Origin of the sequence: Novosphingobium sp. fls2-241-R2A-195 (assembly GCF_030209485.1) — a bacterium.
In the GTDB taxonomy this organism is placed as follows: Bacteria; Pseudomonadota; Alphaproteobacteria; order Sphingomonadales; family Sphingomonadaceae; genus Novosphingobium; species Novosphingobium resinovorum.
The window spans coordinates 16,660-35,220 of record NZ_JARVRY010000038.1 but is presented as its reverse complement, the minus strand read 5'-3'; the positions used below and the strand labels follow the sequence as shown (position 1 = coordinate 35,220).

The window sequence follows — 18,561 nt, the reverse complement described above, 5'->3', positions numbered from 1 at the left end:
TATCAGCCGGCGGCGCGCACGATATGCTCGAACACGGCCACGTGCAGGGGCTCGGCGAATTCGCAACCGACGGCGCCTTCGCGCACCCAGCAGATGCGTGCGCTTAGCAACTGCAGTCCGGGGATGCGGATACGCAGCGGCACTTCCATCCGGGCATCGGGCAACAGGCCGATGCGGAAGCCTCCGGGCGACAAGTCCTCCAGTCGCGCCGGTTTCCACGGACGGGTTCCCTGACGCACCTCGCACAGGATCGACACGCCGACGCGTGCGGAACGAGGGGTCCGACTGTCGGCCGGGCCGGGCTTGAGGGAATCGCGCATGGGGTCTCCTTGGGGGGAGAACCCCATGCCGTAAAACAGGTTACCAGCGCGTTAGCATTCGGGCGCGCGTACGCTGCCACCCTATTCAGCGGAAGGTCTTTTCCAGTACGACCAGCCCGGGATCGCCGTCGAACGGCTCAGGCCTGAAGCCCCTTTCGCGTTCGAGGTCGATGGCGGCGCGATTGTCACGGCTCTCGATGGAAATGGCGCGGCGACAGCCACGGACCTTGGCCTGGGCCGAGAGGTAATCGAGCATGGCCCAGCCGATCCCTTTGCCGCGGTGATTGCCGCAGACCGAAATGGCGATCTCGCCGGTATCCAGCGGTCCGTCACAAGCCAACAGCCCCGACGCGACGATCTGCCCGCTGGCCTGGTTGATCCCGACCCACGATTCGGTCCGGAAGTGGTCGGCGTGGACCAGCGGCTCCAGCAATACCGGCCCGACGTGCTCGGTCGCCGACAGGAAACGGAAGCGGCGATCCTCGTCCGTCACGCGGGTGAAGAAATCGGTCAGCGCGGGTGCATCCGCCTCGGTCGCCGGGCGCACGTCGAGGTCAATGCCCGAACGGGTGGGGAGGGTGACGATCATGACGGCGTTACCTTTCGATTGAATGCCGAATCTCTAGACCGCGATCATGCGATGCACCTTGATCGAGATCAGATCGCCCGCCATCTTCGTCGAAACGGCACGAGATTCCGCCCGGCCCGTTCTACCATTGTCCAATGGGAACGGCCCGGGTCCATTGTGCTATGCAACATGCAAGGCCGGGAGAGCCCGACCCTACGATATGAGAGGAGAATCCGCATGGCCGAGGCCGTCTATCCCGTTCCCGCCGAGTGGAGCCGGAACGCCCTGATCGACGATGCCCGCTATCAGGAGATGTACGAAAGGTCGGTTTCCGAGCCCGAAGCGTTCTGGCGCGAGGAAGCGCGGCGGATAGACTGGATCAAGCCCTTCAGCGTGGTCAAGCAGACCAGTTTCCACGAAGAGGACTTCGGCATTTCGTGGTTCACCGACGGCACCCTGAACCTCTCGGCCAACTGTCTCGATCGCCATCTCGCGGAGCGGGGCGACCAGATCGCGATCCTGTGGGAGCCGGACAGTCCTACCGCTCCCGAGCGCCGGATCACTTACCGCCAGTTGCACGAGCAGGTCTGCCGCCTGGCCAATCTCCTCAAGGCACGCGGCGTCCGGAAGGGTGAGCGCGTCACTCTCTACCTGCCGATGGTGCCGGAAGCGGCCGTTGCCATGCTGGCCTGCGCGCGGATCGGCGCAATCCACTCGATCGTCTTCGCCGGGTTCTCGCCGGACGCGCTGGCGGGCCGCATCCAGGATTGCGACAGCCGCGTCGTCCTCACTGCCGACGAGGGCCTGCGCGGGGGTAAGAAAGTCCCGCTCAAGGCCAATGTCGATGAGGCGCTCAAGGCCTGTCCCGGCGTCGACAGCGTGATCGTCCTCGCGCACACCAAGTCCGGCGTACCGATGGCCGAGGGTCGCGACATCGACTGGGCCTCGGCCGTCGCCGATCAGGCCGCCGAATGCGAGCCGGTCGAAATGAGCGCGGAGGACCCGCTGTTCATCCTCTACACTTCGGGCTCCACTGGAAAGCCCAAGGGCGTGTTGCACACCACCGGCGGCTATTCGGTATGGGCCTCAATGACCCACGAGTACGTCTTCGACTACCGCCCCGGCCAGATCTACTGGTGCGCGGCCGACATCGGGTGGGTCACCGGCCACAGCTACGTCGTCTACGGCCCGCTGATGAACGGTGCGACCACCGTGATGTTCGAAGGCGTCCCCAACTTCCCCGATCCCAGCCGTTTCTGGCAGGTCGTCGACAAGTTCGGCGTCGAGATTTTCTACGGTGCCCCCACCGCTCTGCGTGCGCTCATGCGCGAAGGCGACGACTGGGTGAAGAAGACCAGCCGCCAGTCGCTGCGCCTCCTCGGCTCGGTAGGCGAGCCGATCAACCCGGAGGCATGGTCCTGGTATCACGAGGTCGTGGGCGAGGGGCGTTGCCCGATCGTCGATACTTGGTGGCAGACCGAGACCGGCGGCGTGATGATCTCACCGCTTCCCGGCGCGACCCCGCTCAAGCCCGGCTCCGCCACCCGCCCGATGTTCGGCGTGCAGCCGAAACTGCTCGACAACGACGGCAAGGATATCGAGGGGCCGGGCGATGGCTGCCTCGTCATCACAGACAGCTGGCCCGGCCAGATGCGCACCGTCTGGGGCGATCACGAGCGCTTCTTCCAGACCTATTTCAGCACCTTCAAGGGCACGTACTTCACCGGTGACGGCTGCCGCCGGGACGAGGACGGCTACTACTGGATCACCGGCCGCATCGACGATGTCATCAACGTCTCCGGGCATCGCATGGGCACCGCGGAGATCGAAAGCGCACTCGTCGCTCACCCCAAGGTGGCGGAAGCGGCGGTTGTAGGCATGCCGCACGAGATCAAGGGGCAGGGCATCTACGCTTTCGTCACCTGCAACGCCGAAGTTGAGCCCGACGACGCCTTGCGCAAGGAACTCATCGCGTGGGTGCGCCACGAGATCGGCCCGATCGCCACGCCAGACGTAATCCAGTTCGCACCGGGCCTGCCCAAGACCCGCTCGGGGAAGATCATGCGCCGCATCCTGCGCAAGATCGGCGAGAACGACGTCTCCAACTTGGGGGATACCTCGACGCTGGCTGATCCGTCGGTGGTCGACAACCTGCTGGCAAACCGGCCCCAACCCGTCAGCGCCTGAACTGAGACGCAACGATGAGAGCCCGCGCCGAATGGCGCAGGCTCTCACTATTCGCGGCGCCTTGCTCTTCCGCAAATGCACGGAGAAATGCGACGGATTTGTTTCGTTGAGCCTAAAGGGGGCGGCGAATTATCTGGTCTCAATTTTCTGCATGTATGGGGGCTAAGCGTGGCTTTCGGGCGCTTTTTCTGTTTGTTCAATCGCCATCGCCCTCGCCGTTCGGTTGAATGGGATGGCTCGCACTATCGCAGCGATTGCCGCCGCTGCTCCCGACCGATCACGCGGCTTGCTCGTCACAAGTGGCGCATCGAGAGACAGAGCAAAGGCGGCGATAGCGGATGACGAAAGCAAGTGGCGGACAGGGTGGGATTCGAACCCACGGTGAGCTTGCACCCACGGCGGTTTTCAAGACCGCTGCCTTAAACCACTCGGCCACCTGTCCGCTCTATTCCTGCGCATAGCCCAAAGTGGCGCGGGCGCAAGGGGTTGATGCTCGGTGAAGGGCATCGGGCTTGCGGCGACTGTCCACGACGAGGCGCAGCGGGCCATTTGCAACCGGACTGCTTTGTGCGAAGTTTCCTCGCGATGACCTTTGCAACCTTCATGCGATCCCTGCGTCTTCCCGTCTTCGCCATCGTGCTTGCGCTTCCTGCCGCGCAGGCCTGTGCACAGGCGGAGTCGTTCCCCGATTATCTGCGAATCGTCGCCTCCCACGCTCGCACCCAAGGGGTTAGCGAGGGCGCGATCACGAGCGTGCTGAGCGGTCTCACGCCTAACGACCGGGTCATCGCGCTCGACTCCTCGCAGCCCGGCAGCCGGGGAGCGCCGCCGCCGCTGGCGCCCTACATCGCGCAGCACGTCGGCAGTTCGATCGTGGCGCGCGGGAAGACGCGTTATGCCTCGCTCGCCTCGATCCTTCCTCAGATAGAGCGGCGTTATGGCGTGCCCGCGCCGATTCTCTTCGCGATCTGGGGCCATGAAACCAATTACGGGAGCTATACCGGCGATTTCGACCTTGCCCGTTCGCTTGCGACGCTGGCGTGGGAGGGACGCCGCCGTGAACTCTTCGAAGGCGAATTGATTGCGCTGATGAAGATGGTCGATCGCGGCGTACCACGCTCGCAACTCAGAGGCAGCTGGGCAGGGGCCTTCGGTTATCCGCAGTTCCTGCCTAGCGTCTACCTTCGCCTTGCCGTGGACGGAGACGGGGACGGGCGTGCAGACATCTTTTCCAGTTCTGCCGACACTCTCGCCTCGATCGCAAACTACTTTCGTGACGCGGGGTGGCGACCGGGCCAGCCCTGGGGCGTGCAGGCCAGTCTGCCTTCGGGCTTCAACGTGAACGTTTATGCGACGAAGCTGTCTTCGCCTTCCTGCGCCGCCGTCCACGCGCGCCATTCGCAGTGGAAGCCGGTGTCGCAATGGCGCGCGCTGGGTGTGTTGCCGCAGGGGACGATCGGCAATGAGGTGCTCGCTTCGGTGTTCCAGCCAGACGGCCCGGGCACGCCAGCTTATCTGTTAACCGGTAATTATCGGGTGATCCTCCAGTACAACTGCTCGAACTACTACGCGATGTCCGTGGGGTTGCTTGCAGATGAGATTGCCCGTTAACCATGCCCTGCCGCTTGCGGCGCTGATCCTGCTCGGTTCGGGAGGGGCCTTGGCCGCTTCCCGCACTCCGCAGGTCGCTGCTCCTGCTACGGGGCCTGCCGCCGATTATCCGGTCGTCGTCGGCGAACCTTTCACCATAGGCAGCACCGTCTGGACGCCGACCGACCAGCTGAACTACGACGCGGTCGGCGGTGTCATCACCGGCGAAGGCATCGGCGTGACCGCCGCGCACAAGACTTTGCCTTTGCCCAGCTATGCAGAAGTGACCGCGCTCGACACCGGCCGCACCATCCTCGTGCGGATCGAGAGGCGCGGCCCGATGGTAAACGATGCGCTCATCGAACTGTCGGCCGATGCTTCGGCGCAGCTCGGTCTCGCTCCTGGCGCCAGGGCGCAAGTGCGGGTACGCCGCGTCAATCCGCCGGAGCAGGAGCGCGCGCTCCTTCGGGCCGGCGGCCGGGCGCCGGAGCGCATGGAAACGCCCGAAGGACTGCTCAAGGTCCTGCGCCGCAAGCTGGCGGATCAGTCGCCGCTGGTCCCGCCGCCTTCCACGCCGCCGGCAATGCCTGCGGGAGAACCGCCTGCGATAGTCAAGGCTCCGGCCGCGAAGCCGGCAGCGGCACCGAAGGTGGCCAGGCCCGCATCCGTCGCCCCGGCCGTATCGCCCGCCGCCCGCCCGTCGCAAACGGTGCCCCCTTCGCCGCCCAAGGCCCCCGCTCCGAAGCCCGCTGCTCCGGCGGCGAAGCCCAAACCGGAAGCGCTCAAACCCGCCGATAAGGGCTCGACTTACGTACAGGTAGCCGCGTTTTCCTCCGAATCCTCGGCTCGCAAGGTCGCCGCGCAACTCGGTGGCAGCGTGTCCCCGGCAGGCAAGTTCTGGCGCGTGCGGCTCGGTCCTTACGCGAACCGTGCAAAAGCCGCGCCGGCGCTGGAGAAGGCGAAAGGCGCGGGCTATAGGGATGCCCGAATCCTCGGCGCGGACTGAACCTGAAACGTCTCCCGCGCGCAGCCAGACGCCGACAGGCGCGCGGGAGAAGTCGGGTCTTGAAGTCGTTTTCTAATATCGTGAAGCTGGCACTGGCCGTGACCATACCGGCGAGTGCCTCGGCCGCCTCCATCCCGGCCCCGCCGCCGCAGGTTGCGCCGATCCCGGTAAGTCTGCTGGTCGATCTCGGCTCCGGCCAGGTGTTGGCGCAGAAACATCCCGATACGCCCTTCCTGCCCGCCTCGGTGACCAAGGTGATGACCGCTTACGTCGCCTTCGAAGAAATCGGCGCGGGCCGTCTCCGCATGGACCGCCAGTTCCAGGAGCGACCCGAGACCGAGAAGGAATGGTTCGCCAAGGGCACCAACATGTACATCACGACCAAGGACAGGCCGACCACGCGCGACCTGCTCCATGGCATCATGACCGCTTCGGCGAACGATGCCGCCGTCGTGCTGGGCGAGGGCTATGCGGGCAGCGTGCAGGGCTGGGCGGCGAAGATGAACGACGCCGCGCGGCGCCTCGGCATGACGCGCAGTCACTACAACACGCCCAACGGCTGGATGGACGAGGGCAACACCTACGTCACCGCCAGCGATCTGGTGCGCCTCGCCGATGCGATGATCACGCGCTATCCTGATCTTTACCGCGAGTTTTCCGGTCATAAGCACTGGATCTGGCGTGACGTCCACATGCGCAGCCACGACCCGACGGTGGGCGTCGTGCCCGGCGCGGACGGCATCAAGACCGGATATACCCGCGAGGCTGGCTACAACTTTCTCGGCACGGCCGAGCGTGGGGGGCGCCGCCTCGTCATGGTGCTGGCGGGATCGCCGCTGCCCAAGGTGCGCGACGATGCGGCAAAGGCGCTGCTCGAATGGGGCTTCGCCGCATGGGACACGCGCCACCTCTTCGACCAGGGCCAGACGATCGCGCAGGCCAGGGTGCAGGGCGGCGACGCCCGCTCGCTGCCGCTCGTCGCCAACCGTGAGGTTCACGCCACCATCCCGCGCGGCACTCAGCCGGGCATCACGCTTGCCGTCCACTACAGCGGACCGATCAAGGCGCCGATCCGCAAAGGCGAGCAGGTCGGCGAACTGGAGATCCGCGTCGCCGGGCTCGCACCGGGCCGCGTGCCGCTCTACGCGGGGCGTGACGTGGGCACTGCCGGATGGCTGGACAGGCTGCTGAACGGGCTTATCAACCTGTTTACATGACACAGGGTCGATTCATCGCGCTCGAGGGCGGGGAGGGGGCAGGCAAGTCCACCCAGGCCCGCCTGCTGGCCAAAGCCCTGCGTGGGCTTGGCCTGGAGGTGGTCACCACCCGCGAGCCGGGCGGCACTCCGGGGGCAGAGGCGATCCGTGCCCTGCTTCTCGATGGCGTCGAGGGGGACGGCGGCGAAAGCTGGAACCCGCGCGCCGAGGCGCTTTTGTTCGCCGCCGCACGATCAGACCATGTCCACCGCCTGATCCGCCCGGCGCTTGCGCGCGGCGCATGGGTCATCTGCGATCGCTATCTCGATTCGAGCCGCGCCTATCAGGGTGGTGGCGGCGGATTGTCTGACAGCGACATCGCCGCCCTTCACGCCATTGGTAGCGACGGCCTGCTGCCCGATCTGACGCTGCTGATCGAGGTAACCCCGGCGGTGGCCGTGCAAAGGCTCGCCCTGCGCGACACCGACGGCAGCGACCGTATCGGCGGCCGGGATGCCGCCTACCATGCCCGTGTGGCCAGCGCGTTTTCTGCCTTCGCCGACGCAGAGCCCGCCCGCTTCGCCCGGGTCGACGGGGATGGAAACCCTTACGACACGCAAGCGCAGGTCCTCGCTGCACTGGCGCCGTTGCTGGGGTGAACATGGACAAGCCCTTTATCGGCCAGGATGCCGCGTGGCAGGAATGGCTCGCCGCCATCGCGTCCGAGCGTATGCACCACGCCTGGCTGCTGAGTGGCGGCAAGGGCCTCGGAAAGCGCGCGTTCGCTCGCGCCGCCGCTGCCGAACTGGTCCGTCAGCCCGGCGCCCCGGTGCTCGATGTCGAGAGCCATCCCGACATCCACATCCTAGACCACCTTCCCGCCAACGACGACGAGGCAAAGAAGAAGGCCGAAGGCAAGCCCTACCAGACCAAGCGCAACATCACCGTGGACCAGGTACGCGGCATGATCCGCCGCCTCGCGACCAAGCCGACGCTGGGCGATCGCCGCGCGATCATCATCGACCCTGCCGACGACATGGAAAAGGGGGCGGTCAACGCGCTTCTGAAGGCCCTAGAGGAACCGCCGGCGGGAACCTATTTCCTGCTCGTCACGCACCAGCCTGGGCGCCTGCTGCCGACCATCCGTTCCCGGTGCCGGGTTCTGCGCTTCGCAGCGCTGGACCGGGAGGAGCTCGAAGCTGTCATCCGCCGCGACGCACCGCAAGCCGATGCCGCCGCGCGCTCCGCCGCGATCGCAGCTGCCCAAGGGTCGCCCGGCGTAGCGCTCGATATCGTCGAGCATGACCTCGGTGCCGTTCACGAACTGATGATGCGCATCCTCCAGCGCGGCGACCCGGATTTCCTCCTTCGCGGCGCCCTTGCTGATGAGATGGGCGGGCGACCGGCACGCGACCGCCAACTGGCGGCGCTGGAACTGGCCCGAGCGGTCCTCGTCCACCAATTGCGCGACGCGCCACGCCGTCGCCAACTCGGCATTATCGAGGCTTATGGCGCGCTTACGAAGCTGGCGACGCAGGCTCCGACCTACAATTTCGATGCCGGGCTCCTCATAATGGAAATTGGCGGGTTGCTGGCCTCGGCCGCGATGCCTAGAGAAGCGGCACGCTAGCGCGTTCGCCGGACTCCTGCGGGAAGTTCGGAACGTGTTTGAATATTGACCTGTAAACACCAGCCAGGAAAGCGCGACGCCGTATGGGCGAGCCCTATTACATTACTACCGCCATCAGCTACCCCAATGGACGCCCACACATCGGCCATGCCTACGAGGCCATCGCCGCGGACGTGATCGCCCGTTTCAAGAAGGCGGAAGGTTTCGACGTCCGGTTCCAGACCGGCACGGACGAGCATGGGCTGAAGATGGCCCAGAAGGCGCGCGAACTCGATACCACGCCGGCTGCTCTGGCAGATGAAATGTCGTCGTATTTCAAGGAAATGTGCAACACTCTGAATATCGGTTATGACGTGTTCATCCGCACGACTGAGCCGCGCCACCACGCCGCCACTCAGGAACTGTGGCGCCGCATGGAAGCGAACGGCGACCTCTATCTCGATCGCTACGAAGGCTGGTATTCGGTCCGCGACGAAGCCTATTACGACGAAAGCGAACTGCAGGCTGGCGAAGGTGGCGCGAAGCTGTCGCCTCAGGGCACTCCGGTGGAATGGACCGTTGAGGAATCGTGGTTCTTTCGCTTATCCAGGTATCAGGACAAATTGCTGGAACTCTACGCTTCAGGTGACTTCATCCGTCCCGAGAGCCGCCGCAACGAGATCCAGCGCTTCGTCGAAGGTGGCCTTCGCGACTTGTCGGTTTCGCGCACCAGCTTCGACTGGGGGATCAAGGTTCCCGGGAGCGATAATCACGTCATGTACGTGTGGGTCGATGCGCTGACCAACTACATCACCGGTCTCGGCTTCCCCGAGGAGCAGGGCGACTTCGCCAAGTTCTGGCCTGCCGACGTTCACCTGATCGGCAAGGACATCGTTCGCTTCCACACCGTGTACTGGCCCGCCTTCCTGATGAGCGCAGGCCTGGACCTGCCCAAGCAGGTCTTCGGACACGGCTTCCTGCTCAATCGTGGGCAGAAGGAATCGAAGTCACTGGGCAACGTCACCGATCCGATCGGGCTGGCCGCAACCTTTGGCGTCGATACGCTGCGCTATTTCTTCCTGCGCGAAGTCGCGTTCGGTCAAGATGGTTCGTGGTCGGCCGAAGCCATCGTCACCCGCACCAATGCCGAGCTCGCGAATAGCTTCGGCAATCTAGCGCAGCGCAGCCTATCCATGATTTTCAAGAACATGGATGGGGATTTGAAGTCTGGGCTTGAATATAGTGAGGCGGACACCGCACTGTTCGCCGCCGTAGCCGAGGGCATCTCAGGTCTGCGTACGGCCTTTGACGCCCTCGATTTCAGCACTGGTCTGGAAGCCTGGATGCGCGGCGTCTTCGCCTGCAACCAGTATGTCGACGAACAGGCCCCCTGGGCACTGCGCAAGAGCGATCCCGCACGCATGGAGACGGTGCTGATGACCCTCTTCCGCGTCGTGCGCGATCTTGCCCTTGCCGTAAGGCCCGTGGTGCCCACCGCAATCGACGCGTTACTCGACCAGATGGGACAGGGCGCGGATGCCCGGAATTATGCGGCGCTAGCGGAGGCCGGGTGGTTTGACGAACTCGTCGCTTCCGGGTTCAAGGTCGACAAGCCGCAGGGCGTGTTCCCCCGCCTTCAATTGCCCGAGGAAGCGGCAGCCTGATGCTGATCGATTCCCACTGCCATCTCGAGTATGAGGGCCTGGTCGAGGATCAGCAGGCCGTTCTCGCTCGCGCGCGCGCGGCGGGGATCAAGGGGTTCCTCAATATCTCGACCCGGCAACGGGAATGGGACCGCGTCGTCGATACCGCCGCGCGCGAACCGGACGTATGGGCTTCGATCGGCATCCATCCGCATGAGGCGGACCAGCATGCCGATCTCGGCGAGAGCGCCTTGCGCGAAGCCGCGGCCCATCCCCGCGTGATCGGCATAGGCGAAACCGGGCTCGACTATTATTACGACAAGTCCGACCGCGACGTGCAGCAGGCATTGTTCCGCACGCATATCGCCGTCGCGCGTGAGACCGGCCTCCCGATCATCATTCACACGCGCAACGCCGAGGGTGATACCGCGCGTATTCTTGAGGAGGAAATGGGGAAGGGCGCTTTCCCTGCGCTGATCCACTGCTTCACCGCCAGCGCGGACTTCGGCCGCAAGGTCCTCGATCTGGGCCTCACGATCAGTATTTCCGGCATCGTGACGTTCAAGAACGCCAAGGACTTGCAGGACTTCGTAAAAACAGTTCCTGAAGATCGGCTTCTTGTGGAGACCGATTCGCCGTTTCTTGCACCGGTCCCACATCGCGGCCGCAAGTGCGAGCCGGCATTCACGGCCGATACCGCCGCTTTCGTTGCGACCTTGCGCGGGATCAGCGTGGAGCATCTTGGCGAGGTGACGACGCGCAATTTCTTCGCTCTGTTTACCAAGGCGCATTACGCGTGAAGGTGACGATCCTTGGTAGCGGCACATCCACCGGAGTACCGCGGCTCGGCGGCGAGAATAACGGGGCAGACTGGGGCCTGTGCGATCCCAAGGAGCCCCGAAACCGGCGCACGCGCGTCGCGATCCTGCTCGAAAGCGATGCCGGAGCCCGTATTCTGGTCGATACGCCGACCGATCTGCGCGCGCAGCTCCTTGCGAATGACATCCATCGCATAGACGCAGTATTCTGGACGCACGATCACGCCGATCACTGCCACGGCATCGATGATCTTCGCCCGCTGCGCTACGGCCGCGCCGGACCGATTCCGGGTTATGCAGATTCCGAAACGGTTCGTCGGCTGCGGCAGCGCTTTGGATACGTCTTTGCCGGCCAGCATGGCTATCCAACGTTGATTTCGCTGGAGAATCTCGACACGCTACGCCTTTGCGAAGGTTTTCGCGTCGGCCATACCCAGATGCCACATGGGGGTATGGATTCGACCGGATTCTTGTTCGATGCCGACGGTAAATCAATCGGTTATGCGACAGACTTCAATCAGATTACACGCGGAATGATAGACCTGTTCTATGGTTGCGACGTCTTGATAGTAGATTGCCTGCGCCGCGAACCGCATCCGACCCATTCACATCTGGCCATGTCGCTGGAACTCGTTGAAGTGTGCCGCGTCAGCACGGCCGTGCTGACGCATCTCGACAAGAGCATGGACTATGCCACACTGAGCGCCTCAGTGCCTGCAAACGTGCAGGTCGCTTATGATGGACTGGTGATCGCGCCATGACCTTGACTGCCATGATCGTATCGATGATCTCCATCGTCGGCTGTTTGGTCCTGGCATCGCGCAACCCGCAAATTCGCGGGCTCGGCGGCGGGCAGGCATTGCGCCTCGCAGCCATATGGGCAGCCGTCATCATTAGCCTCGTGCTGGTGATTCAATGGTCCGGTCTGAGGATCACCTCATGATCGCCACCCTCTATTTTACATAATCATCATTATCATTTCAGGTATGACACAGAACCGACACCAGCAGATCGATCGCCTTCTGACCATAATGGCCCGCCTGCGCGATCCGCAGGACGGCTGCGAATGGGACAAGGAGCAGACTTTCGCGACGATCGCACCATATACGATCGAGGAAGCCTACGAAGTCGCCGAAGCCATCGCGCATGACGATCTTTCGTCCCTGCGCGAAGAACTTGGCGACCTGCTGCTACAGGTCGTGTTTCATGCGCGCATGGCAGAAGAACTCGGGCATTTCGCTTTTGGCGATGTCGCCGCCGCAATCTCGGACAAGTTGGAGGCCCGCCACCCGCACATCTTCGGTGACGACGTTTCCGACGATGCGCAGATTGATCGCTGGGAAAAGCTCAAAGCCAGCGAGCGCGTCGCCAAGGGAGCGACCAGCGCGATCGACGGCGTCGCACTCTCGCTTCCGGCTCTGATGCGGGCCGAAAAGCTCCAGAAGCGTGCGGCGCGGGTTGGTTTCGACTGGCCCGATCCGAGCGGAGCCGCGGACAAGGTGCACGAGGAAATGCAGGAACTCGCTGAAGCCGGGGCTGCGGAACGGCTGGAGGAAGCCGGCGATCTGCTGTTCGCAGCGGTTAATCTCGTGCGTTTGAACGGAATCGCGCCCGAGGATGCGCTGCGCGCCGCGAACGCCAAGTTCGAGCGCCGGTTCCGCGCGATGGAGACCCTCTCGGCCCAGGAAAACCGCGATTTCGCCGCACTTTCCCTGGAAGAACAGGAAGGTTACTGGCAGGCCGTGAAGCGCGCCGAATAAACGCGCATCACGGCACATGACGCTACCATAGCGGCACTCAAAGCGCCATGAAGCGCCCGAATTCCCGCTCCGACAAGCGTACTTCAAGCCTCATCTGAGGCCCCTGCTCACCTTCGCCAGCATCTTCTTCGGACACCACTTCGCCGCGCGCGTGAAGGAATGCGAAGCGTTGGCCGTCAGCGACTGGCAAGACAAAGCTGTAGAGCTTCGAATCGCGCGTCAGGTTGCGGCTCGCGATCTCAAGCAGTGCCTCACAACCCTCTCCGGTCAGCGCCGAGACGGGGATGATGACCTCCCCTTCCCTGTGCACGGCGACGTCGCGAAGTTCGTGCGCCTGGTCAGGGCCGAGCAAGTCCCACTTGTTCCAGACCTCAATGATCGGCACTTGCGGTTCCGGCTCGTCTTCGGGTTCGTCGTCCGACCAGTCGAGGGCGGGAGCCTGACGCTGCTTGCGATCGTCGAGCGGCGGCTGGATCACGCCGAGGTCGGCCAGTACATCGAGCACCTGGCGCTTCTGCGCCTCCGTGTCAGGATTGGCGATGTCGCGCACATGCAGAATAACGTCCGCGGCGGTCACTTCCTCCAGCGTCGCACGGAAAGCGGCGATCAACTCCGTCGGAAGGTCGGAGATGAAACCCACGGTATCTGACAGGATCGCCTTTTCGAGACCCGGCATGCGGATCGCCCGCATGGTCGGATCGAGCGTGGCGAACAGAAGGTTCTCGGCCATGACGCCTGCACCGGTCAGCCGGTTGAACAGCGTCGATTTACCTGCATTGGTATAGCCGACGAGCGCGATTACCGGCCACGGCGCCTTCTCACGCCGATCCCGGTGGAGCCCGCGCGTGCGGCGCACCTGCTCCAGTTCGCGGCGGATCTTGGCCATGCGGTCGCGAATCATACGACGGTCGGCCTCGATCTGCGTTTCGCCGGGACCGCCGAGGAAGCCGAAGCCGCCGCGCTGGCGCTCGAGGTGAGTCCAACTGCGAACGAGGCGGCCCGCCTGGTAGTCGAGGTGTGCAAGCTCCACTTGCAGGCGGCCCTCAGCGGTTGCCGCACGCTCACCGAAGATCTCGAGGATCAGCCCCGTGCGGTCGATAACCTTGCGCTTGAGCTTTTCTTCGAGGTTGCGCTGCTGGATTGCAGACAGCGAACCATCGACGATTATCAGCTCCGCTTCCTCGAGGGTACATGCGGTCGCAATGTTCTGGATCTGGCCTTCGCCGAACAGCGTACCTGGGCGCGCCTCGCGTATGACAATGGCCATCGCCTCGACCACCTCGAGACCGATAGCGAGGGCCAAGCCCTTCGCTTCTTCAAGGCGGGCTGCCGGGTCAAGGTCGCTCCGATCGCCTCTAGAACCCTTCATCTGCGGATAGACGACGAGGGCACGCGCACCGCGCGTGACCTCGCCCTTCAGTTCATCGTTCAAGTTGATTCAGCTTCTCTCAGTCGTCTGCTTCTTCATGCGCCTGAAGATCGACAGGAGTCACGGGCTGAATCGTTGAAACCGCATGCTTGTAGGCCAGTTGCACGTAGCCTTCGCGCTCGAGCAGCATGCAGAAAAGGTCGTAAGCGGCAACACGGCCCTGCAGCATGACGCCGTTGATGAGGAACATCGTCACCTGCACGCCGGCGTTGCGGATGCTGGAAAGGAAGACGTCCTGCAGCACACGCTGCTTCTTGGCATTTTCCGGACCATTGCCGAACTGGCGTGCATCGACCGGTGTCGACGGCATGATCGTCGAGATCGCGTGCTTGTAGACAAGCTGCGACTGCCCATCACGGCGCAGCAGGATCGAAAAGTTATCGAACCAGGTGACGATACCCTGCAGTTTCACGCCCTTGACGAGAAACATGGTGACCGGGGTCTTGTTCTTACGAAGCAGGTTCAGGAACTGGTCCTGCAGATTCTGACCACCCTTCCCCGTCGACGCGCCAGTGGAAGCCGGGACGGATGCAGGCGCGGTGGTAGCGGGCGGCGAAGCCTCTTCAGCCTCAGGTTCCGGCGTAGCTTTAGGACGCGCGGAAAGGGTACGACCAGCCATGTTGTATTCTCCTTCTTTTTGGCGGCCGCCCATGCATGCGGTCCGCGATCTGGTCCCGCCATTGGCGCGGGCCGTTCTCGAATCGGAAACTACCCATTTGCTGCAATGCAGTAAACGGGGTTTTTGTAGCAAAAATGTTACAGCAAATCAGATAGTCTCGTCGAGGTCTGTCTCGTCCTCGCGACGCTCGGACATGCCCAGCAGCTTCAGCTTGCGGTGGAGGGCGGAACGCTCCATCCCGATGAATGCGGCGGTCTTGGAGATATTGCCGGAAAAGCGCCGAATCTGGACACGCAGATACTCCCGCTCGAAGCTCTCTCGCGCTTCGCGCAAGGGTGCACTCATCATCACGGTCACGCCTGCATCAGCCCCGCCCCGACTGTTGAAGATTTCCGGCGGCAGCATGTCCGCTTCGATCTTCGCGAGTTTCTCACGCGGGGCCATGATCACGGTGCGTTCGACCACGTTGCGAAGCTGCCGCACGTTGCCGGGCCACTCGTAAGCCTGAAGCGCGGTCATCGCCTCGCCGCTCACCTGTGGAGGCGACACGCCCTGTTCGTTGGCATAGCGAGCGAAGAAATGGTCGATCAATGCGGGAATGTCATCACGACGTTCACGCAGCGCCGGGATGGAGATCGGCACGACGTTGAGGCGGTAGAACAGATCCTCACGGAATCGGCGTTCAGCGATTTCCTTTTCCAGATCGCGCGAAGTCGAGGAAACCACGCGCACATCGACGCGAATCTGGCGGGTACCACCAACGCGCACGAACGCCTGGTCGGTCAGAACCCGCAGGATACGCGCCTGTGTCGAAGCCGGCATATCGGCCACTTCATCGAAATAGAGCGTACCGCCATCGGCGCTTTCGAGCAGGCCCGAACGAATCAGCGTACCGTCCGCTTCCTCGCCAAACAGTTCCTGTTCGAAGCGCTCGGGCGTGATGCGGGCAGAGTTGACGCTGACGAAAGCGTTGCCCGCGCGCGGGCTCCAGGCGTGGAGCAGACGCGCCGCGACTTCCTTGCCCGATCCGGCGGGACCAGTAATGAGCAGGCGGCTACCGGTATTGGCAACGCGCTTGAGCGTCGCGCGAACCTGGTTGATGACGCCGCTGGAACCGGTGAACTCCTCGCCCATGGACACGCCCTGACGCAGCTGCGCGTTCTCTCGGCGCAAGCGCTCGGTCTCGGTAGCGCGGCCAACGAGGTGAAGGAGCTTCTCCGCCTCGAAAGGCTTTTCGATGAAGTCCACCGCACCGCGGCTGATCGCCGCGACGGCGGTGTCGATGTTGCCATGGCCCGAGAAGATGATGACCGGCAACTCCGGCTCGCGCGCCTTGATCGCATCCAGGATTTCAAGGCCGTCCATCGGGCTGCCGTGGAGCCACACGTCGAGCAGCACCAGTGACGGCCGCCGGGCATCGACCGCTGCCAACGCTGCGTCGCTGTCGCCTGCCGTGCGGCATTCGTAACCTTCGTCGCTCAGCACGCCGGCGACCAGTTCGCGGATGTCGCGCTCGTCGTCGACGATCAGAATATCAAGTGCCATGGGCCATCTTCTTCGTGCTGGAAAAACGGATCATTGCGCGGCTTCCGGTTTGCGGACCGATGCCGAACTGGTTGCTTCCTGGGCCAGCGGGTCATGCGCGAAGCGCATGGTGACCGTGGTGCCCCCCCCTTGCGCGGCGGTGAAGGTCATTTCACCGCCGTGTTCTTCGATGATCTTGTTAACGATCGCCAAGCCGAGCCCGGTGCCCTTCTCCCGTGTAGTCACGTAAGGTTCGATCAGTCGCTCCTTGTCTTGCGAAAGGCCGATGCCATTGTCGGTGACCCGTACGAGAATCGACTCGTGTTGCTCGACGACCTCGACTGCGATTGCACCGCGATACTTTTCGTCTGCCTCTTTGGCTTTTGCTTCAGTGGCTTCTATCGCATTCTTGAGAACATTTGTCATTGCCTGCCCGAATTGATGCCGGTCGCAGTCGATGACCCGAATGTCGCGCTCTGAGGCGAAACGGAAGTCGATGTCCGGGCGCGCTACTTCCTGGAGGAACAGGGCTTGGCGCGTAAGCGCGACAGGATCCTCGGTCCGGAATACCGGCTTTGGGAGGCGAGCGAACGATGAAAACTCGTCGACCATCTTGCGAAGGTCCCCGACCTGCCGGATGATCGTTCTGGTCAGGTCCTCGAACAGCTCGGGATTGTCAGTAATCTGCTTGCGATAGCGACGACTGAGGCGCTCTGTCGCCAGCTGTATCGGGGTGAGCGGGTTCTTGATCTCGTGGGCGATGCGCCGTGCCACGTCCGACCATGCGGCAGTGCGCTGGTCGAGAAGTTGGCGGGTAATATCTTCGAAGGTGATGACGTGACCGGTGGCATCGCGGCTCGTCTTGACGGTAAGGGTCAGGAGGTCGCCGCCGCGATTGTACTGGACGATGCCGCCCGTCATGCCCTGCTCCACCAGGGCGGCAATCGAGGGTGCTAGTTCCGCTATGGGCATGCCTTCGGGCACATCTTCCGGTCGATTGGTCAATAGCTTCTGGGCCGTCGAATTCAGCAGCAGTATCCGTCCCTCACCGTCGAGCGAGATGATACCAGAGGTGACCGACTCCAGTACGGCCTCGATGAAGACGCTGCGCTCGTGCAACTGCCGGTTCGCGCCGAGCAAGGCCTGCGTCTGCTTGTCGATCTGCGCAGTCATGCGATTGAAGGCGCGGTTGAGCAGGCCGATCTCGTCGGCACCGGTCCGTCCTTCGATCCGCAGGGCATAGTTACCCGCCCCCACTCGACGAGCGGCATCCACGAGCTGGTACAACGGCTCGACCTGCCTATCAGCGAAACGCAGGGCAAACCAAACGGACAAGCCGACGAGCGCCAGCGACGCCACGAACAGCGCGACGTTGAAACGCAACTGCAGCACCCGCGCGCGATTGGTGAGGACTTCGTATGCCTGGACGATGTTCTCGGCCCGCTCGCCCTGGCTCAATGAAAGGAGGTCAGAACTGCGCACGACGAGAAGATAGACCCCCGATGATCGCTCGATCGGGGCAGCGGCTACGATGCGGTTGTCTTTCGCGCTGACGACATAAGGCTCGCCCTTGTCGAGCCTTTCGAGACCGTCCTTGCTGATACGGTTGTTCTCCGCAACACCGTCCGGATCGACGATGATCGGCGTACGTTGCTCTCCGCTAGCGTCGATCTGGATGATCGCGGCGCCGCTCAGGTTCCGGCGAATGACGTGAAAAGAGAGAAATGCCTGGAACTCGCGGCTTGCGACGGGACTGCGGCTCAGTTCTTCGCGCGAGTCGGTTGCCATCGCCACCGACTCGTAGCCCACGTCACGCAGCGTCTGTTCATAGTAACCCCGCGCCAGCTTGTTGGCATTTTCCAGCAGGCCCCGCGAACTGTCGGAAAACCAGAACTCGACGCCTGACTGGAACAGCCAGGATGCGAAGACCACTACCAGCAAGGTCGGGATTGCAGCGATCAGGGAGAAGATGAACACGAGGCGCACGTGCATCTGTCCGGTGCCACCGGTCGCGTGCTCGGCCGCCCGGCGCAGCGCCATGCGTCGCCCGAGCAGCACGAGGATCGCCATCGCGGGCACCAACGTCCCAACCAGCAGGCTCGCGGTCAGGTTCGAGGGCAGGAGTTCGCGACGGTCTCCACTACCGTTGAGCGCGAACCATGTGGTCGCCGTCATTGCCAGGAAAGCGACGACCGACAGCACTTCCATGACCGCAAAGAAATTCGCCCGGCGCGCAGCAACCTGCATTCGCCGCCACCATCGGGGCCAGGCACGCTTCTGGACGGAAACTTC

At 63.4% G+C, this 18,561-nt stretch carries 17 protein-coding genes and 1 tRNA gene; 11 read left to right on the top strand and 7 right to left on the bottom strand.

The annotated features are described in order from the left end of the window. Window positions 1–2: 2 nt before the first annotated feature. Both QRN25_RS24545 and QRN25_RS24540 read right to left on the bottom strand, forming a co-directional pair. Window positions 3–320 (bottom strand): PilZ domain-containing protein, encoded by a 318-nt coding sequence (locus QRN25_RS24545; RefSeq protein ID WP_036523167.1) that lies wholly within the window; start codon window positions 318–320, stop codon window positions 3–5. 85 nt (window positions 321–405) lie between these two features. Then, entirely contained in the window at window positions 406–909 is a 504-nt protein-coding gene (locus QRN25_RS24540) for a GNAT family N-acetyltransferase (RefSeq protein WP_036523171.1), read from the bottom strand. A gap of 216 nt (window positions 910–1,125) precedes the next feature. Here QRN25_RS24540 and acs point away from each other — a divergent pair, with 216 nt between their 5' ends. Next, window positions 1,126–3,075, top strand: coding sequence for an acetate--CoA ligase (acs, locus tag QRN25_RS24535; protein ID WP_285022009.1), 1,950 nt, complete (start codon window positions 1,126–1,128; stop codon window positions 3,073–3,075). Window positions 3,076–3,427: 352 nt separating this feature from the next. Here the strand turns inward: acs and QRN25_RS24530 are convergent. Beyond that, window positions 3,428–3,517 (bottom strand) — tRNA-Ser (locus QRN25_RS24530). Window positions 3,518–3,678: 161 nt separating this feature from the next. On the opposite strand from QRN25_RS24530, the gene QRN25_RS24525 reads away from it, so the two are divergent. From QRN25_RS24525 to mazG, 10 genes are all read left to right on the top strand, one after another. Continuing rightward, window positions 3,679–4,686, top strand: coding sequence for a lytic murein transglycosylase (locus QRN25_RS24525; RefSeq protein ID WP_285022061.1), 1,008 nt, complete (start codon window positions 3,679–3,681; stop codon window positions 4,684–4,686). Further along, window positions 4,670–5,671 carry an SPOR domain-containing protein gene (locus QRN25_RS24520; protein WP_285022008.1) on the top strand — a complete coding sequence of 334 codons (1,002 nt, stop codon included), beginning with the start codon at window positions 4,670–4,672 and terminating at the stop codon, window positions 5,669–5,671. Before QRN25_RS24525 ends, QRN25_RS24520 begins: the two co-directional genes overlap by 17 nt. Before the next feature lie 59 nt (window positions 5,672–5,730). Continuing rightward, window positions 5,731–6,888: a D-alanyl-D-alanine carboxypeptidase family protein gene (locus QRN25_RS24515; RefSeq protein WP_285022006.1), complete on the top strand. Its 1,158-nt coding sequence runs from the start codon at window positions 5,731–5,733 to the stop codon at window positions 6,886–6,888. Then, window positions 6,885–7,526, top strand: a complete 642-nt coding sequence (gene tmk, locus QRN25_RS24510) for a dTMP kinase (protein WP_285022005.1) — start codon at window positions 6,885–6,887, stop codon at window positions 7,524–7,526. The genes QRN25_RS24515 and tmk overlap by 4 nt, the downstream gene beginning before the upstream one ends. Beyond that, the gene (locus tag QRN25_RS24505; RefSeq protein ID WP_285022003.1) at window positions 7,523–8,497 is read left to right on the top strand and encodes a DNA polymerase III delta subunit-related protein; all 975 of its coding nucleotides are present in this window, start codon (window positions 7,523–7,525) and stop codon (window positions 8,495–8,497) included. The genes tmk and QRN25_RS24505 overlap by 4 nt, the downstream gene beginning before the upstream one ends. Window positions 8,498–8,580: 83 nt before the next feature. Beyond that, on the top strand, window positions 8,581–10,140 hold the full coding sequence (gene metG / locus QRN25_RS24500) for a methionine--tRNA ligase (protein WP_285022002.1): 1,560 nt from the start codon (window positions 8,581–8,583) through the stop codon (window positions 10,138–10,140). Further along, a complete protein-coding gene (locus QRN25_RS24495) occupies window positions 10,140–10,919 on the top strand; it encodes a TatD family hydrolase (protein WP_285022000.1) in 780 nt (259 codons plus the stop codon). Before metG ends, QRN25_RS24495 begins: the two co-directional genes overlap by 1 nt. Continuing rightward, the gene (locus QRN25_RS24490; RefSeq protein WP_271183309.1) at window positions 10,916–11,698 is read left to right on the top strand and encodes an MBL fold metallo-hydrolase; all 783 of its coding nucleotides are present in this window, start codon (window positions 10,916–10,918) and stop codon (window positions 11,696–11,698) included. Before QRN25_RS24495 ends, QRN25_RS24490 begins: the two co-directional genes overlap by 4 nt. Next, on the top strand, window positions 11,695–11,880 hold the full coding sequence (locus QRN25_RS24485; RefSeq protein WP_285021998.1) for a hypothetical protein: 186 nt from the start codon (window positions 11,695–11,697) through the stop codon (window positions 11,878–11,880). The genes QRN25_RS24490 and QRN25_RS24485 overlap by 4 nt, the downstream gene beginning before the upstream one ends. A 43-nt stretch (window positions 11,881–11,923) precedes the next feature. Then, window positions 11,924–12,697 carry a nucleoside triphosphate pyrophosphohydrolase gene (gene mazG, locus QRN25_RS24480; protein ID WP_285021997.1) on the top strand — a complete coding sequence of 258 codons (774 nt, stop codon included), beginning with the start codon at window positions 11,924–11,926 and terminating at the stop codon, window positions 12,695–12,697. Between the two features lie 37 nt (window positions 12,698–12,734). Here the strand turns inward: mazG and hflX are convergent, their stop codons facing one another. From hflX to QRN25_RS24460, 4 genes are all read right to left on the bottom strand, one after another. Then, window positions 12,735–14,129: a GTPase HflX gene (gene hflX, locus QRN25_RS24475; RefSeq protein WP_285021996.1), complete on the bottom strand. Its 1,395-nt coding sequence runs from the start codon at window positions 14,127–14,129 to the stop codon at window positions 12,735–12,737. Between the two features lie 16 nt (window positions 14,130–14,145). Continuing rightward, on the bottom strand, window positions 14,146–14,745 hold the full coding sequence (gene hfq / locus QRN25_RS24470) for an RNA chaperone Hfq (RefSeq protein ID WP_271183305.1): 600 nt from the start codon (window positions 14,743–14,745) through the stop codon (window positions 14,146–14,148). A gap of 147 nt (window positions 14,746–14,892) precedes the next feature. Next, the gene (ntrX, locus tag QRN25_RS24465) at window positions 14,893–16,290 is read right to left on the bottom strand and encodes a nitrogen assimilation response regulator NtrX (RefSeq protein ID WP_271183304.1); all 1,398 of its coding nucleotides are present in this window, start codon (window positions 16,288–16,290) and stop codon (window positions 14,893–14,895) included. A 30-nt stretch (window positions 16,291–16,320) separates the two neighbouring features. Beyond that, window positions 16,321–18,516, bottom strand: a complete 2,196-nt coding sequence (locus tag QRN25_RS24460; protein ID WP_271183523.1) for a sensor histidine kinase — start codon at window positions 18,514–18,516, stop codon at window positions 16,321–16,323. Window positions 18,517–18,561 lie beyond the last annotated feature (45 nt).

Bases quoted from the DNA above. Each gene is read 5' to 3' on its own strand.
- QRN25_RS24525 (WP_285022061.1), top strand. From the start codon at position 3,679: ATGCGATCCCTGCGTCTTCCCGTCTTCGCCATCGTGCTTGCGCTTCCT.
- QRN25_RS24485 (WP_285021998.1), top strand. From the start codon at position 11,695: ATGACCTTGACTGCCATGATCGTATCGATGATCTCCATCGTCGGCTGT.
- QRN25_RS24545 (WP_036523167.1), bottom strand. From the start codon at position 320: ATGCGCGATTCCCTCAAGCCCGGCCCGGCCGACAGTCGGACCCCTCGT.
- QRN25_RS24540 (WP_036523171.1), bottom strand. From the start codon at position 909: ATGATCGTCACCCTCCCCACCCGTTCGGGCATTGACCTCGACGTGCGC.
- ntrX (WP_271183304.1), bottom strand. From the start codon at position 16,290: ATGGCACTTGATATTCTGATCGTCGACGACGAGCGCGACATCCGCGAA.
- QRN25_RS24520 (WP_285022008.1), top strand. From the start codon at position 4,670: ATGAGATTGCCCGTTAACCATGCCCTGCCGCTTGCGGCGCTGATCCTG.
- hfq (WP_271183305.1), bottom strand. From the start codon at position 14,745: ATGGCTGGTCGTACCCTTTCCGCGCGTCCTAAAGCTACGCCGGAACCT.
- metG (WP_285022002.1), top strand. From the start codon at position 8,581: ATGGGCGAGCCCTATTACATTACTACCGCCATCAGCTACCCCAATGGA.
- QRN25_RS24495 (WP_285022000.1), top strand. From the start codon at position 10,140: ATGCTGATCGATTCCCACTGCCATCTCGAGTATGAGGGCCTGGTCGAG.
- QRN25_RS24460 (WP_271183523.1), bottom strand. From the start codon at position 18,516: ATGCAGGTTGCTGCGCGCCGGGCGAATTTCTTTGCGGTCATGGAAGTG.
- mazG (WP_285021997.1), top strand. From the start codon at position 11,924: ATGACACAGAACCGACACCAGCAGATCGATCGCCTTCTGACCATAATG.
- acs (WP_285022009.1), top strand. From the start codon at position 1,126: ATGGCCGAGGCCGTCTATCCCGTTCCCGCCGAGTGGAGCCGGAACGCC.
- tmk (WP_285022005.1), top strand. From the start codon at position 6,885: ATGACACAGGGTCGATTCATCGCGCTCGAGGGCGGGGAGGGGGCAGGC.